Origin of the sequence: uncultured Arcobacter sp. (assembly GCF_937982575.1) — a bacterium.
Taxonomy (GTDB): Bacteria; Campylobacterota; Campylobacteria; order Campylobacterales; family Arcobacteraceae; genus Arcobacter.
The window spans coordinates 75421-90268 of the sequence record NZ_CALJLR010000003.1 but is presented as its reverse complement, the minus strand read 5'-3'; the positions used below and the strand labels follow the sequence as shown (position 1 = coordinate 90268).

11 protein-coding genes are annotated in these 14848 nt (G+C 28.5%); 9 read left to right on the top strand and 2 right to left on the bottom strand.

What is annotated here, in order from left to right:
• Position 1 precedes the first annotated feature (1 nt).
• Genes lptE through Q0617_RS01155 form a run of 6 tightly spaced genes read left to right on the top strand, consistent with a single transcriptional unit; the run spans position 2 to position 6741 of the window.
• Complete coding sequence (lptE, locus tag Q0617_RS01180) at positions 2-535, top strand: LPS assembly lipoprotein LptE (RefSeq protein WP_298749585.1); 534 nt, start codon at positions 2-4, stop codon at positions 533-535.
• 3 nt (positions 536-538) lie between these two features.
• Positions 539-1708, top strand: coding sequence for a bifunctional folylpolyglutamate synthase/dihydrofolate synthase (locus Q0617_RS01175; RefSeq protein ID WP_298749583.1), 1170 nt, complete (start codon positions 539-541; stop codon positions 1706-1708).
• Positions 1692-2606: a M23 family metallopeptidase gene (locus tag Q0617_RS01170; RefSeq protein WP_298749581.1), complete on the top strand. Its 915-nt coding sequence runs from the start codon at positions 1692-1694 to the stop codon at positions 2604-2606. Before Q0617_RS01175 ends, Q0617_RS01170 begins: the two co-directional genes overlap by 17 nt.
• Entirely contained in the window at positions 2552-3010 is a 459-nt protein-coding gene (locus Q0617_RS01165; RefSeq protein ID WP_298749580.1) for a polymer-forming cytoskeletal protein, read from the top strand. Before Q0617_RS01170 ends, Q0617_RS01165 begins: the two co-directional genes overlap by 55 nt.
• On the top strand, positions 2979-5099 hold the full coding sequence (locus Q0617_RS01160) for a DEAD/DEAH box helicase (protein ID WP_298749578.1): 2121 nt from the start codon (positions 2979-2981) through the stop codon (positions 5097-5099). Before Q0617_RS01165 ends, Q0617_RS01160 begins: the two co-directional genes overlap by 32 nt.
• A gap of 7 nt (positions 5100-5106) precedes the next feature.
• Positions 5107-6741: a cation:proton antiporter gene (locus Q0617_RS01155; protein ID WP_298749576.1), complete on the top strand. Its 1635-nt coding sequence runs from the start codon at positions 5107-5109 to the stop codon at positions 6739-6741.
• A gap of 4 nt (positions 6742-6745) precedes the next feature.
• On the opposite strand, the gene Q0617_RS01150 is transcribed toward Q0617_RS01155, so the two are convergent.
• Positions 6746-8452, bottom strand: a complete 1707-nt coding sequence (locus Q0617_RS01150; protein ID WP_298749574.1) for a lysophospholipid acyltransferase family protein — start codon at positions 8450-8452, stop codon at positions 6746-6748.
• A 118-nt stretch (positions 8453-8570) separates the two neighbouring features.
• Between Q0617_RS01150 and Q0617_RS01145 the strand changes: the two genes are divergently transcribed.
• The 3 genes from Q0617_RS01145 to Q0617_RS01135 are packed head-to-tail and all read left to right on the top strand — an operon-like array spanning position 8571 to position 12555.
• On the top strand, positions 8571-9278 hold the full coding sequence (locus Q0617_RS01145) for a DUF445 domain-containing protein (RefSeq protein ID WP_298749572.1): 708 nt from the start codon (positions 8571-8573) through the stop codon (positions 9276-9278).
• A gap of 8 nt (positions 9279-9286) precedes the next feature.
• Positions 9287-9583, top strand: a complete 297-nt coding sequence (locus tag Q0617_RS01140) for a hypothetical protein (RefSeq protein WP_298749570.1) — start codon at positions 9287-9289, stop codon at positions 9581-9583.
• Positions 9584-9585: 2 nt separating this feature from the next.
• Entirely contained in the window at positions 9586-12555 is a 2970-nt protein-coding gene (locus Q0617_RS01135; protein ID WP_298749568.1) for a helicase-related protein, read from the top strand.
• 176 nt (positions 12556-12731) lie between these two features.
• Here the strand turns inward: Q0617_RS01135 and Q0617_RS01130 are convergent, their stop codons facing one another.
• A complete protein-coding gene (locus Q0617_RS01130) occupies positions 12732-14843 on the bottom strand; it encodes a cache domain-containing protein (RefSeq protein ID WP_298749566.1) in 2112 nt (703 codons plus the stop codon).
• Positions 14844-14848: the final 5 nt, after the last annotated feature.

The window sequence follows — 14848 nt, the reverse complement described above, 5'->3', positions numbered from 1 at the left end:
TATGAAATTAAAATCAATTGTATTAGCAGTTTTGATTGGATTTGTTTTTACAGCGTGTGGTTATAAACCAGGTTCAACTTATGCAAAAAAAGAGATTAATGGGAAAGTATTTGTTGACTTAAGAGTTAATATTGAAGACCCTAAAAACTCAGTACTAATAAAAGATGCTATGAATGAACTTTTAGTTCATAAATTGGATGCAAAATTAGTCAATAAAAAAGAGTTAGCTGATACAATTGTAATAGTTACTTTAGATTCTACAAGTTTTGGTGCTTTGCAATATGATAGTGATGGTTATGTAAAACTATATAAAGCAACTTCAAGTGTAAGTGTAAACTATACAAATGGTGAGACATCAAGAAGTTTTAGTGTATCAGGAACATATGATTTTTCAATAGATAGTGGCGGAACAATATCAGATGCAAAAAGATTTGAAGCAATTAAGGTTGCATCAACAAAAGCTTTAGATGAAGTAATCTCAAGAATAGCAATAATGTCTTTTGAAAAACCTAAAAAAAAGTTAGATAAAAAATAGAACGTGAAGATTGATTTTAAAACCATACCTTTAAAAGAGTTTTTAAATTACAAAACAATGTACTATGATAAAATAGATTTTAGCATAGTTAGAAACTCTTTTGAAATTTTAAAACAAAAAATAAAACTTCCTTACATAATCCACATAGTAGGAACAAACGGAAAAGGAAGTACTGGAAGATTTTTAGCTAAATATTTATCTGCTATGAATAAGAATGTACTTCATTATAGTTCTCCTCATATAAAAGATTTCAATGAAAGAATTTGGATCAATAATTTTGATGTAAATGATAATGACTTAAATACTGCACACAAATTTTTACAAGAGATTTTAGATATTGCTTTGTTAGAAAAACTCACATATTTTGAATATACAACACTTTTAGCATTTTATTTAAGTTCAAATCGAGACTATCTTATTTTAGAAGCAGGACTTGGTGGGGAGTTTGATGCTACAAATGTAGCAATAAATGATTTGTCACTTATTACAACAATAGATCTTGATCACCAAAGTTTTCTCGGGCATAGTATAAAAGAGATAGCTCTGACGAAAATGCGTTCATGTGACAAAGTCATGATTCTAGGTTCTCAAGTACATGATGAAGTATATTTATGTGCTAAAACAATAGAAGATGAAAAAAATATAAAGCTTTTTACTCTTGATGATTTTAAAATAGATATAAGTACACTTGATAAATTTTTCCCAAAATATTTATTAAAAAATATCTCTTTAGTAATAGCAACGTTGAAATATCTAAATATAGAAGTTGACATAAAGAAGTTTGAAACTATGAAGTTAAATGGAAGGTGTGAAAAATACAAAAAAAATATCACTTTAGATGTGGGACATAATCCACTTGCCGCAAGGGGAATATTAGAAGAGTTTAAAGGTAAAAAAATAAACCTTATTTATAATAGTTTTGAAGATAAAGATTATAAAGAGGTATTAAAAATCTTAAAACCTATTATAAAAAAGTTGTATATTTTGCCATTAGAGGATAAAAGAGTAGTCAAAGAAGCCACTTTAATAAATGTTTGTGAAAATTTGAATATAATATCGGGATTGTTTAAAAATGAGATTCTAAAAAATGAAGAGTATTTAGTTTTTGGCTCATTTTTAGTAGTAGAAAATTTTTTGAAGATTGAGAATAGAGTAGATGAAGATATTAAATAATAGATTAGTTATTACTGTTTCGGATGTAAATAGTACAAAATCATATAATATTCATCAGCTTTTTAGAAAGATTATTTTAATTGTAATTATTATAACTTTTTTTGTAATAACTGGTGCTTTTTGGTTTATCTCTTTTTTAACTACTGAGATTAATGAAGTGAAAATCAAAAAAAAGCAAGAGATTTCGGTATTAACAGAAAAAGAGAAAAAACTCCAGGCACAAAATCTTTTTTACTCAATGCAAATTAAGGGTAAAGTTCAAGATATAGAAGAGTTAAGTAGCAAACTAGATACTATTGAAGAGATTGTTGGGTTAAAAAGAGATTCAAATGAGCAAATATCTATTACAAAGGCTACTTTGACTAAAATAACGTCAGCACAAAAAATGTATATGCTTTCAACTATACCAAATGGTAAGCCACTTGAAAGAATAAGTGTGTCTGCTAGTTTTGGTTATAGAATCCATCCTGTAACACATGAGAAAAAATTTCATAGGGGAATTGATTTACGAGCAAATCTTAGAACACCAGTTTATGCAACAGCTGATGGAGTTGTAAGATATGTACAGTCAAGAGATAGTGGAGATTTTGGTAGAGTTGTAATTATTTCACATAATTTTGGATTTGAGACAGTTTATGCTCATTTAAAACAAACTAAGGTTAAACTTGGGGATGTGATAAAGAAAAACCAAGTTATTGGAATGACTGGAAATTCGGGACGAAGCACTGGTCCACATCTACATTATGAAGTTAGATATGCAAGTATGGTTTTAAATCCAAGGGATTTTATAAATTGGGATTTAAAAAAGTATGAGTCAATATTTACTAAACAAAGGAGAGTAAAGTGGGAGTATTTAGTAAAACTAATAAAGGAACATCACAAGCTGGGGCAACTGTAATTGCTAAAGGAACTTGTATCATTGGTGGAATTTCAACACAAGGTACAGTTCATATTGATGGTAAGTTTGAGGGTGTAATATTAGAAGCTGATGCAATTTCAATTGGTAAAACTGGTGAAGTGATCGGTGATGTGAAGGCTAACCATGTTGTTATAAGTGGTTTTTTTGATGGTAAAATTGATTGTAATATTATGCAAGTTTTATCAGCAGGAAAAGTAATTGGTGATTTTACTTATAATGATTTAATTATCGAAGAAGATGCAAAATTTGAGGGAAGAGTTAGTAGAAAAAATTCTGAACTTAAAAGTAGATATAACGAAATTGAAAATAGAATTGGCGGTTTTGTATCAACTAAACAAGAAGATAGCCCACATGCAAACCCAAGTGCAGAAAAGATTAAATAAGCTTTACCTAGATAGAGAAAATATTGATAAAGAGATAGCTCTTTTAGAAAAAGAGCTAAATAAAAAAGAGTTAAGTAAAGATGAGAAAATTCAATTATTTAACTCTTTATTTATATCTCGTCCTGATGTATACTTAAAAAAATGGGTTAGTAAAGACTCCACAAAAGAGTCTTATTTCCCAGTTACTAAAACTTTTCAAGGTAGTGATTATCTCCCTCTTTTAAATCATGATATTGAACAACATTTAAGGGGAAAAGTTCAACTTTCAACTTATACCATATCCATAACAAATCAGTGTAAATATGCAGTTTTAAAAATCTCAAAAAATGATATACCTAAAATACAAAATATTACAAATAGATTAAATATCTCTGCAAATTATCAGTATGATTCTTATAATGATATTTTAGTATGGTTCTTTTTTGAAGAGAGTATTTTTGCAGCACAGGCAAAAGAGTTTTTGCAAAATATAATCAAAAGCGCAAATATTAGTGCAAAGATATATCCAAATAGCGAATTTGTAAACAGTTCAAATTTTGGAACATATCTTGAACTGCCTTTACATTTAAAACTTAGAGAAAGTAATAAAACAGTTTTCTTTGACCCTAAAACTTTAAATGTATATGAAGACCAATGGAGCTTTTTATCAAATATTAAAAAAATAGCTAAAAGCGTAATATTAAATATAGCAAAATCAAATGAACAGAGAAAATTACAAAACTGGGAGAGTAAAAAACAAAGTAGTGTAGAGTATCCCAACTTTTCACTAAATATTACTATTTTTGATTATGTATATATATCTTCAAAAAATTTATCAAAAACATTTTTAAATGAACTTAAAAACCTAGCAGTTTTTGATAACCCCCAAATTAAAACCTTATTAGCTTTGAGAAAGCCCCTTTACAATACCCCTAAACAGATAAAAAACTATGAAGAAGACGAAGAGTATTTAAAACTTCCACGGGGAGTTTTAGGTTTTGTTTTAAAGATATTAAAACAAAATGCAGTTAGTTACTCTATTGATGATAAAAGAGTTTCTATAAAAGAGGAGTTTCCTTTAATAAAATATGAATTAAGGGATGAGCAAATTTTAGCAATTTCTAAAGTTCTTAAAAAAGATTTTTCAATTTGTGTAGCACCTCCTGGATTTGGTAAAACTTTAATTGGTGCAAAGATGATAGAGCAGAGAAAAGTAAATACTTTAATTGTTGTAAATAAAAATATGCTTTTAGACCAATGGATTCAAAGGTTTGTTGATTATTTTGGAATGAATAAAAAAGAGATAGGATTTTTAGGAAAAAGTAAAAACAAACTAACAGGTAAACTAGATATTGCTACTATGCAAAGTCTCAAAAACAAGCCAGAAATTATCAAAAACTACTCATTTGTAATAGTTGATGAATGCCATCATATTCCTGCTGTTACCTTTGAACAAATCATAAAACTGTTTTGTGGTAAATATGTTTTAGGTTTAAGTGCAACACCTAATAGAAAAGATGGACTAGAGCCAATACTTTTCCAACAACTAGGTCAAATCTCATATGAATACAAAAAGAAAAGAACAATTACTCACAGAGTAAAAGTTGTAAATACAGATTTCACAAGTCAAGCAGATAATTATGCTCAATTAATCAATGAAATAACAATAGATAAACATAGAAATGATTTGATTATAAATGAAGTAAAAGAGTATATAAACAGAAAAATTTTAGTTTTAACAGATAGAATAGAGCATATAAATATATTGGAAGAATTATTAATAAAAAATAATTTAAAATATGTTAGTATACATGGAAGTTTAGGCAAAAAAGAACAGCAAGAAAATCTAGAACAGATTGAATCTAGTAATTTAATTCTTGCCACAACTTCATATTTTGGAGAGGGGATAGATTTCCCGCATTTAAACACAATTATTTTTGTAACACCTATTTCATATTATGGAAGACTTGTTCAATATTTAGGAAGAGTTGGCCGTGATGGACAAGAGTGTTTAGCCATAGATTTATTAGACTCAAAAAATGCAATGTTAAATTCAACTTTTAAAAAGAGACTTGAAGGCTATAAACAGATGCACTATAAAATATATTAGGAAAAAAATGTTAGGAATTATCGTAGCAACAATATTTATTGCAATTATTGTTAATTTAATACTAAAAAGATTTCATTTACCCACCATTATAGGATATATAGTAACAGGTACTATTATTGCTTATATATTTGGTTTACATGATGTTGTAAACAACCATAACTTAAAAGAGATTGCAGAGTTTGGTATTGTATTTTTAATGTTTACAATTGGATTAGAGTTTTCTGTTGATGCCCTAGTTAGAATGAAACGGGAAGTTTTTTTAACAGGAAGTTTGCAAGTAATAATTACAACTTTAATTGTTGTATTAATCTCTTTTTATATTTTAAATTTTGATTTTCAAACGTCCATGATAATAGGGGCTGCCTTGTCTTTATCTTCTACGGCAATTGTTTTAAAAACTTATAATGAAAATAGAGATATTAAAAAAAGACATGGACAAAGAGTTCTAGGAATTCTTATTATGCAAGATATTGCAGTAATTCCAATATTGTTAATGATATCAATTTTTACAACAAACTCAGGAGATAGTGTTTTATTCATAATTTTTAAAACAACAGTTGCTGCAGTTATTTTAATAGGAATATTATATCTATCTGGAAAGTATTTGCTTGAACCATTTTTTACCCATGTAAGTGAAACAAACTCAGAAGAACTATTTGTTGGTTCTGTATTACTAATTGCGATTGGGGCTTCTTATATGGCTCATTATTTTGGGTTTTCATACTCACTTGGGGCTTTTATTGCAGGTATGATGATATCTGAGACTAAATTTAAACATCAAGTAGAGTCTGACCTTATACCATTTAGAAATCTTTTACTTGGGGTATTCTTTGTAACAGTTGGTATGCAAATAAACTTTATTATGATTTATGAACATCTATTTACAATATTGCTTTTACTTCCTATTTTAATGATTTTGAAATACTTAATAATTTATGCGATAGTTAGAATTGATGATACAAAAAGAGTTGCATTTAAAACAGCTTTTTCATTAGTTCAAATTGGAGAGTTCTCACTTGCAATCTTAGAGTTAGCAAGAAGTGGAAACTTAATAAACTCAACCCATGCTCAAATATTGATTGTAACTATTGTTTTATCTATGATTTTAACTCCAATTGCACTTAAAAATCTATCAAAAATAGCTAGTTCTTTACTTCCTGATGATGTGATGGATACTCCTGCTACATTGGCTGTTGATAAGGATTTAAAAGGTCATGTAATAGTTCTTGGATATGGACACTTGGGACAAGAACTTGTACGTGAATTAAAAGATATGAGAAATGATTATATTATTATTGAAAATAAGATTTTATTTTATCAAATGGGGAAAAATGATAATGAACCAATCATTTTTGGAAATGCTGCCCAAAAACATATCTTAGAATCAGTAAACATAAAAAAAGCTTGTGCCGTAATTGTGGCAATTGATAATCAAGAACAAATTAGAATTGTATGTGAAACAATAAATGATTTGACAAAAAATACAAAAACAATAGTAAAAATTACAAAATCAGAAGATAAAAAACTTTTAGAAGGTTTACATTTAGAACATATCATTGTAGATGATGAAGTTGTAGCAAAAGCTTTAGTTGAAGAGACTAGAGTTTGTAGTATAGACTTTTCACAAAATAAGATACTTTAGTATCTTATTTTATGTATCTAGACTTTTGCTTATCTTTTATTTTATCAATTTCCACAACAATTAAACCATCAACGCAGTTTGAAAAATCAGGGTCTATATTAAATCCTTGAAAGTTAACTCCACCATCTTCACATAACTCTGAGTATTGCTTAAATAGAGTTGGTACAGCAACTCCCATATTAGAAAGAGCTGTTTTTAATCTTTTGAAATCCTCTTTTTTATCTCCACAAGAAAACATCTCTTTTATAGACTTTTCATCAACAGAGTATTGATAAGGAAGTTTTGAGTCTAATAAGTTTTTATCACTTGAATAATATAAAGAGTAATAAAATACAAGCATATCTTTTGCTATCTTAGGAAGTGATGCAGAAATAGATACTGGACCATACATATATTTTATTTGTGGATTTGCTTTTAAATAAGCACCAATCCCATACCAAAGATAATCTAAGGCACGACTTCCCCAATATTTTGGTTGAACAAAACTTCGTCCAAGTTCAATGGAGTCATTTAAATATGGTACAAAATCATCTTTATATTGAAATAGAGTACTTGAATAAAACCCAGAAATACCAAGGTTATTATTGATAAATTCACCATTTCCTATTCTATATGAACCTACTATTTCTAAAGCATCTTTATCCCATAAAATTATGTGTTCATAATAAATATCATACCTATCTGTATCTCTTTTTTTATTTATCCCTTCTCCCACGCTTCTAAAAGAGAGTTCTCTTAATCTTCCTAGTTCTTTTAAGACAATTGAATCATCACTATAGTTATACAAATATATAAGTTTGCCATCAGAAGTTTCACCAATAACTTTTGAGTTTTTTAATTCATTTATTATCTCTTGTCTACTCTCTGGATGGGCTATTGCACTTTGTGTTACAAAGAATGACCTTTTGCCTTTTCTTAGGGCATATAGGTGCTTTTTATAAAGGGTTAAAAGATATTTTTTATCGATACCTTTTGGCATAATATTTTCATTTGGAATAATTTGACCAATTTTAATACTTATTTTTTTAGATTTTTTCTTAAACATCTCATTTGATAAAAGTAGAGTTGAAAAAGTTTTATTTAGTATAGAGATAGTATAAAAGAGTTTTGAGTTTTTACCATCTACAAGTATTGGAAGTATTGGTGCATTACAGTGTTGGGCGAAGTTTAAAAATCCTTTATTCCATGCAGGGTCTTTTATACCTTTTGGTGTTGCTCGACTAACTTCACCTGCTGGGAAGATTATAATAGCTTCTCCACTATTTAAAGTATCGTAGATTGCTTTAATATCTTTTTTACTCTGTCTTTTTTTATAGTTATCTATTGGCACAAATAAAGAGCTAAGTGCTTCAATTCCAGCTAAAAAATCATTGGCTACTATTTTTACATCTTTTCGCACTTTCCCAACAAGTTTTAATAAACATAAAGCATCTAATCCGCCCAAAGGGTGGTTTGCTATAATTACAACTTTTCCAGAGCTTGGTATATTTTGTACATCATTACTAGAAACAGTATAATCAAAATCAAAATTATCCAAAACAGCATCCACAAACTCAAAACCTTTTTTATGGGCATTTGCTTGTAAGAATTCATTTATAGACTCTTCATGCACCACTTTTTTTGCTATTTTAATTAAAGACTTATTTATAAAAGATGATTCAAGATTTATCTTTGGAAATTTTTTCTTTATTTCGTTTTCTACATCAACCATTTGTATCCTTTTGTTATTTGTGATTTTATATTTAAATGATTACATGATGGTTACTCTTTTTTTGATTTTTTCCTTTGTTAGATTATGGTAAACTCCACAAAAATTTAAGGAGAAGTTTTTGAACAAATCATTAGGTACAAATTTACTAGCTTTATTGGTAGTTATTTTAGGTTTTGTTTTAAAACAAGATATGCTTTTTATGGTAGGGCTATTTGCTTTAAGTGGGGCAATTACTAACGCCTTGGCAATACATATGCTTTTTGAAAAGGTGCCTTTTTTATATGGTTCAGGTGTTGTTGAAAATAGATTTTCTCAATTTAAAGAGGGGATTCACTCACTTATAATGGATCAATTTTTTACAAAAGAGAACCTTCAAAAGTTTTTTGAAGAGGAAATAACTTCAAAAAAATCACACTTTGATTTATCACCAGTTTTAGAAAAAACAGATTTTACACCTGCATTTGAGTCTTTAAAACAAGCTGTATTAGAGTCACAATTTGGTGGTATGCTTGGAATGTTTGGAGGAGAAGCTGCATTGAATCCTTTAAAAGAGCCCTTTGTAGAAAAATTAAAAGGTGCAATAGTTACTATTTCTAAAGATGAATCTTTTCAAGCTTCCCTTCATGAAAGTCTAGGTTCTTCAAGTGTTAGTGAGGATATTTTTGAAAAGGTAAGCTCTATAGTAAATAGTAGACTTGAAGAGTTAACTCCTAAGATGGTAAAAGAGATTGTTCAAAAGATGATAAAAGAGCATCTAGGATGGCTAGTTGTTTGGGGTGGAGTCTTTGGTGGACTTATTGGTTTAATTAGTACAGTTGTACTTTAGGAGAAGAGTTGGAAAATATAGAGTTAATAGTTATATTAGAAGTAGAAAATTTAAAAGATAAAGAGCTTTTTGAAAAACATTTGATAAAAGAGGGGTTTCAAACAGTACCTCAAGAAGAGTTCGTATACACTGCAAGTTCAAGTACTACCACTTTTTCTACAAAAGCTTATATATTAGAAGTGTTTAAAAAAGGTTTACAAAAAACAGAGTTTGACTCTTGTAATATGGTATTTTTACTCAATGAAACACCATATCCCCCATACACTTATGACAAAACTACAAATGATTTTGAAGAGGTTAAATAGTATTGAATTCCTTATTTGAGTTTTTTAAAGAAAAAAATGACTGTAAATTATTAATTGTAAGTGATGATAAAGAGGCACAAGAGGCTTATGATGTATTGGCTTACAATCAAAAAAAGCCTTTTGTATTAGCTGATTTTAGAGCAAACTTTGGGGATGATTTATTATCTTTTTCTGAAGAGTTACAAAATATAACCAAAACTTTAAATGAATTTTATAGTTATAAAAAAGAGAATAAAGTTCTTGTAGTTCCTTTACGAACTGCTTCTTATAAAATGCCTGTTGAGAAGTGCTTTGACTCTTTTAAAATAGAGTTTGCTTCAACAATTGATTTAGAAAATCTAAAAGAAAAACTTTATAACTGGGGATACTATTTTGTTGATATTGTTACAAGTGAAGGTGAAGTTTCACTTCGTGGGGATATTCTGGATATCTGTCCCCTAGGAGCTGTTAAAGGTTTTAGAGTAAGTTTGTTTGATAATGAAGTTGAAAGTATCAGAGAGTTTGATATAGAAGACCAGAAGTCATCAAAAGAAGAGATAGAAGTCTTTTCAATTACACCTGCCTTTTTAGCTTTAAATGAAGAAGAGATAGATAGAATCAATGAAGAACTAGAAAGCGTAGAGAGTGATGCTTTTATAAAAGATATTCATTCACTTGGGTTTTGGTATTTGGATGATTTGGGAGAATATTTACCCTCTAAGTTTAATTCATATGTTACTTACAATGCCCTTGATGAGTTAGAAGAAGCATATATTTTTGAAGCAAAAAGAATAGATAAAGAGAAGTTTTTAACACTTCCAAAAGTACCAAAAGCAAAAAAATACCAAATAATAGAACCTGCAAATATAAAAGAGTTTTTAACTTTCCATGATAAGAAAAAACATACAATCATTTCAACAACTGAAGCTAAGATAAAAAGTTTTGATTTAGATTTAGCAGACAAAAATATAAAATATATTTTAGAACCATATATTATAAATCTCGTTAGTGATGATGAGGTAATCATTTCACTTAACAAAGAGATAAAGAAAAAAAGAAAAAAGAAAATCAAACTAGTCCTGGATGAACTACTTGTAAATGATTTTGTAGTGCATGAACAGCACGGTATTGGACAATATAAAGGTATAGAGCCTGTTGTTGTAATGGGAGCAAAAAGAGACTTTGTTATAGTTGCTTATGCAAATGATGACAAGCTTTTAATACCAGTAGAGAATATTGATTTAATAGATAGATATGTTGCAGATGGAAGTTCATATGCTGTTGTTGATACACTTGGTAAGGGAAGTTTTGCCAAACTAAAAGATAAAGTAAAAGATAGACTTTTTGCCATAGCAAATGATATTATAAAATTAGCAGCTGCAAGAGAGCTTGTAAATGGTATAAAAATAGATTGTAATAAAAAGATATTAAATGATTTTGCTTGTAGTGCTGGCTTTGATTATACAAAAGATCAAAATAGAAGTGTAAAAGAGCTATTTAAAGATTTATCAAGTGGAAAAGTAATGGATAGGTTACTTTCAGGAGATGTGGGATTTGGAAAAACAGAAGTTGCAATGAATGCACTTTTAGCTGTTATTTTAGATGGGCATCAAGCACTTTTTGTATGTCCTACAACTTTGCTAGCTTCTCAACATTTTCATGGTATGAAAAAAAGATTTGATGAATATGGCATCAAAATGGCTCAACTTGATGGAAAAACAACTGCAAAAGAAAAAACATATGTTAAAAAAGCACTAGAGAGTGGAGATATAGATTTAGTAGTAGGAACTCACTCGCTACTTGGGGTTAAGACAAAAGATTTAGCCTTGGTAATCATTGATGAAGAGCATAAGTTTGGTGTAAAACAAAAAGAGAAGTTAAAAGAGCTTAGAGAAGATGTACATATTTTCTCTATGAGTGCAACACCAATTCCAAGAACTCTAAATCTAGCCCTATCAAAACTAAAAGGTATGAGTTCTCTTCTAACTCCACCAACTGAGAGATTAGGTGTAAGGTCATATGTAAAAGAGTTTGATGAAAAACTCATTAAAGAGATAGTATTAAGAGAAAAAAGAAGAGGTGGGCAACTCTTTTATGTGCATAATAATATTGTTTCAATGGAAGCTAAAAAAGCAGATATTCAAGAGTTGATACCAAATATAAAAATAGAGATGATTCACTCTAAAATTTCTCAAGTAAAAGCAGAAAAATTAATTGAAGATTTCAATGATGGAAAATTTGATATCTTATTAGCAACTTCAATAGTGGAATCAGGACTTCACCTACCAAATGCAAACTCTATGATAATAGATGGGGCGGATAGATTTGGAATAGCTGATTTACATCAATTAAGAGGAAGAGTTGGAAGAGGGCACAAAGAAGGTTTTTGTTATTTTATAGTTGAAGATAAGAAAAAAATAACAAGTGATGCAATCAAAAGATTATTAGCTTTAGAATCTAACTCTTATCTAGGAAGTGGAACAGCACTTGCTCATCAAGATTTAGAGATAAGAGGTGGTGGAAATATCATCGGTGAAGCTCAAAGTGGACATATCAAACAAATAGGGTATGGGCTATATCTTAAGATGTTAGAAGATACTTTAGCAACTCTTAGTGGTGAATCAAAAGAAGAGAGCCAAATAGTAGATATCAAACTTGCGATTTCTGCATTTATTTCAAGTGATTATATAGTTGAAGATAGGGTAAGACTTGAACTTTATAGACGGCTAGGAAAAGCAAAATCAAAAGAAGCAGTTTATGAAATAGAAGAAGAGATGGAAGATAGATTTGGAAAACCAGATACTCCAACAAAACAGTTTTTAGAATTAATCATGATAAAAATCTTAGCTTTACAAAAAGAGATAAAAACAGTATCAAGTTATGAGATGAATGTAACTTTTACCAAGAATGATGATACAAAAGAGACAATTAAAAGTCCTAGTAAAGATGATGATGATATTATTGCTACGGCCTTAAAATACTTGCGAAAATAAATATAAAACAGTATCTTTTATCAAATCTCTGCGTTGAAGAGTTCAATTTGTTCAGTCACTTACTACTTGTAAGCTCCTTCTCAAATTTAACTCTTTGCCTTGACCTTTAATAAAATCTACTATTTTCTATATTATTTATGGTAGGAATTGAATAAATGAAAACCTTTAATCTTTAATTACTCACTAACAGATACTTTATTTCTTCCACTCTCTTTTGCATTATATAGTGCTTCATCTGCTAACTTATAAATCATATTAACACTTTCTATATCTTCACCTTTTTTGACAACTAGCCCAAACGAAGCAGTAACATATGGAATTACATTACTTGCTTTATGCTCTATTTTTAAGCCTTCAATTTCACTTTTGATTAAATTTGCATATATTAAAGACTCTTCTTCATCTTTATATGAGAATAAAATTCCAAACTCTTCTCCACCTAATCTAAAAGCAAAATCACTAGCTCTACTTGTATGACTTTTTAAAATAGATGCAATTTTTTGCAATGCTAAATCTCCAGCTTGGTGGCCATATGTATCATTGTAAAATTTAAAATAATCAACATCTAGCATTAAAAAACTTAAATAATAATCATTTCTTTTTGCTCTATTTATCTCTTCTTCAATTTTTATATTAAAATATCTTCTGTTATATGTTTGAGTTAATTCATCTGTTATAGAGAGATATTCAACTCTTTTTTTATCTGTAATATCTTGTCTGATAGCTGTATATCCTACTAGTTTTCCATTTTGATAATTGGGATGAATAGTTATATCAACCCAATAAGTATCCCCATTTTTCTTTATATTTTTTAATTCACCTTCCCATTTTATACCATTTGATAAATTTGTCCACATCTGTTTATAAATCTCTTTTGGTGTATCTGGATGACGAACTATATTGTGTGATTTTCCAAGAAGCTCTTTTTTAGAAAAACCAGATAATTTACAAAAAGAGTCATTTACATCAATTATTATACCTTTTGTATCAGTTGTGGATATATTTACATTTTTATTAATAATGTCCATAAGGTCATTCACTCTTTTTTCAGCTTTATTTCTTAGTCTCAGGGTTCTATTTAAACTTTTTGCAATAGTTCTAAACTCTTTAAAAGTAAATTTATCAATATCAATCTCTTCTAAACTCGTAGATGAGGCTTTAAATAGTTGAAGAAGATTTAAAATATTTGACTCTATATAAGAGGTTATTTTTTTAGATACAAAAAATATCATTATTAAAATAATAAAAAATATGATTAAGATAATGGTAGTTTCAGAGATAATCGCATTTGTAAGTTGGCTCTCTTTTTTTGCTAACTCTTCATCAATTTCATCAATATAAACCCCAGCTCCAATTATCCAACCCCAATTGTCATATTTTTTTACAAAGGCTAATTTCGGGTACTCTTCAACTGTATTTAATTTTTTAAATTTATAAAAGAAAAAGTTCCCCTCTTTATTTTCGACTGTATCTTTTTGTTGTTGAAATAAAATATCATTTGGATAATCCTTTGGGGGACTTAGTTTTCTCCCATCAAAAACTAAGGCTTTTTTATCCATTGAATTTACAAAAATATATCCATCTTTTCCAAATCTAAGTGATGAGATGTATTCTAAGATTTCATTTTTAGAGTCTTCAGTAATTTCATCAATATATTCTCCCATACCAATATGCCAATCATATGGTTCAAATAGTTTTATAAAAGATATTTTTTCATACTGCTTATCACTATTTTGGTTTGGTTTTTTAAAGTAATTTTTTATAAAGCCTTCTATTTGAACTTGTGCGATATTACTTTGTCTTTTTATTATATAATTTCCCTTGATATCTTGCAGATTCCAAATATCTTTGTAAGTATCTAAAAAGGAGTTTTTATCAAAAAGTACTGCTCTTCCTTGATTACTGTTGACGAAAAAATATGCTCCATGTTCATATGTTATATTTTGTAAAGCTGCTACGATTAGGTATTTGATTTCTTTTTCTGTTTTTTTATTTTTGTTATCATTAAATATTTTATATGCTATGCTATATGCATCATATACTCTATTTCTTAGTTTTCTTTTTACATCACTCTTAATCACACTTTCGTGATATAAAATATAATCATATGCTTTGTTTACTTCACGTTTTACTTCACTCTTTTTTTGTTTGATAAACTCTTTTTTTATATCTTCTTTTTCATTTTGGAAATTGTTGTATTCAAAGATAGTATTAATTATAAAGGCAAGAAAAGTAGATATAAGGGCAGTAAAAAAAATTGCTTTTAAGATTAGATTAGATAGTTTCATTATAC

What these genes read in the sequence shown, in the direction of transcription:
- Q0617_RS01150 (WP_298749574.1), bottom strand. Translation starts at nt 8,452, where the DNA reads ATGGTTGATGTAGAAAACGAAATAAAGAAAAAATTTCCAAAGATAAAT.
- Q0617_RS01160 (WP_298749578.1), top strand. Translation starts at nt 2,979, where the DNA reads ATGCAAACCCAAGTGCAGAAAAGATTAAATAAGCTTTACCTAGATAGA.
- lptE (WP_298749585.1), top strand. Translation starts at nt 2, where the DNA reads ATGAAATTAAAATCAATTGTATTAGCAGTTTTGATTGGATTTGTTTTT.
- Q0617_RS01130 (WP_298749566.1), bottom strand. Translation starts at nt 14,843, where the DNA reads ATGAAACTATCTAATCTAATCTTAAAAGCAATTTTTTTTACTGCCCTT.
- Q0617_RS01170 (WP_298749581.1), top strand. Translation starts at nt 1,692, where the DNA reads ATGAAGATATTAAATAATAGATTAGTTATTACTGTTTCGGATGTAAAT.
- Q0617_RS01155 (WP_298749576.1), top strand. Translation starts at nt 5,107, where the DNA reads ATGTTAGGAATTATCGTAGCAACAATATTTATTGCAATTATTGTTAAT.